The organism is Bacillus fungorum, assembly GCF_002746455.1.
GTDB lineage: Bacteria > Bacillota > Bacilli > Bacillales > Bacillaceae_G > Bacillus_A > Bacillus_A fungorum.
Genome location: NZ_NWUW01000116.1, coordinates 1 through 1465, shown reverse-complemented (window position 1 = coordinate 1465; position 1465 = coordinate 1). Strand labels below are relative to the sequence as shown.

The window sequence follows — 1465 nt, the reverse complement described above, 5'->3', positions numbered from 1 at the left end:
CGGAATGAATAATGGAATCTTTATTCCAATCTTGCTCTAACATAGTAATAGATAATTCTTTGTTTAGTTCTGCTACCTCCATGTTAATTTCATAGCATTCTTCCATAGGAGGTAATTCTATATCTATGGTTTCTTTAATATCTTCTTTCACGACCGGTTCTTTTATTTCAGTCCTTATACTTTCTAGATGTGTTTCTTCTGCTATAACAGGCAGTTCACCATTTCGTTGTAGGGCTTCTATTAATCTCGATGCACGTGTATAACTAATTTTAAACGTGTCTTGTAGTACAGATATAGAAGCAGTTCCCGACTCTTTTACAAAACTTACAACATCGTCGTATAGAATATCCTTAAAGAAGCTAGTTTCCTCTTGTACGGTTCCTTTGTCTTCGCTTAGAATCGTTACTTCCTGTGAAATAGTATTGTCAGATGAGTGATTAGTATTAATACTTGTTTCTTCTGTTATACTACTATTATTTGAAATTAAAACTTTACGATGACCATCCCCTGTGTAAGAACTTACAACTAGATTTTGTTCTAACTTCTCAATATATTGCATAGCTTTCATATAGCCAATTCTGAATTTTCTTTGCAGAAGAGATGGCGAGACTTGTTGTGATTCAATAATAAATCCCTTAATTTCCTCATACAACTTATTTTCAGCTTCATCATTAATAGCCCCCTGCAGGTTCATAGCTGCAGGTTCATTAGGTAGAGTTTCATTTTGAGACTTGTTTTCCTTATAATCATTCAATGATACAATATGTTGTTTCTCGCCGTTGGTTTTCGTAGAGCTATTCTGCTCTATCTCATCCTCTTGCATAGGCGGTAATGGTTGTATTTTCTTCATGTTCTCTGCGTCTACATGCTTCATAGGATTTGCTTTTGCAATAGATTCATTAATAAGACGAAGACGTTCATTTTCCCAATATCGGCCCATATCTTCATCTACCTGAATAACCGCTTGGGCAAATTCTTCTTTTGGTACAAAGTTACTTGTAATTTGTTGTACGGGTTGCACATGATTATCTTGTACGATACGAGCAGCACAGATGAATGCCCCTTGTGCCATGATATCTCCTGGTGACATAACAACTTCTTTGGACTTTTGATAGGTTGATCCTAGTCGACTAACAGGATTCTCTTGCATAGGAGAAATACCTTGCTCGGATTCCGCCTCTTTAAATTCCTCTTTCTCACCAAACATGTCAGAGAAAATTTTCGCATCATATGGCGTTACATCTCCAAATATCATTTTGTTACGGAACGATCCTAGTAAAGTAAACATGTATTGCTCTGTGAAGTCGAGAGCTAATTGAGATAGTGTTTGGCTAGCAATTGTGAGAATTACTTTATATTTACGAGATTGTGCAGGGAATTCTTTAAACGGGCGCACAATGAAATCCGGAAACTCATCGACAATAATGTGATGGTAAGGTGACACGTTCGGCTCCCTACGGAATAC

The 1465-nt window shown here is 36.7% G+C and carries 1 protein-coding gene; it reads right to left on the bottom strand.

Going from position 1 to position 1465, the window contains the following annotated elements; genetic code table 11:
- Positions 1 to 1465: DNA translocase FtsK (locus CO726_RS30885; protein ID WP_169513128.1), on the bottom strand; the 1465-nt coding region annotated here is incomplete at both ends.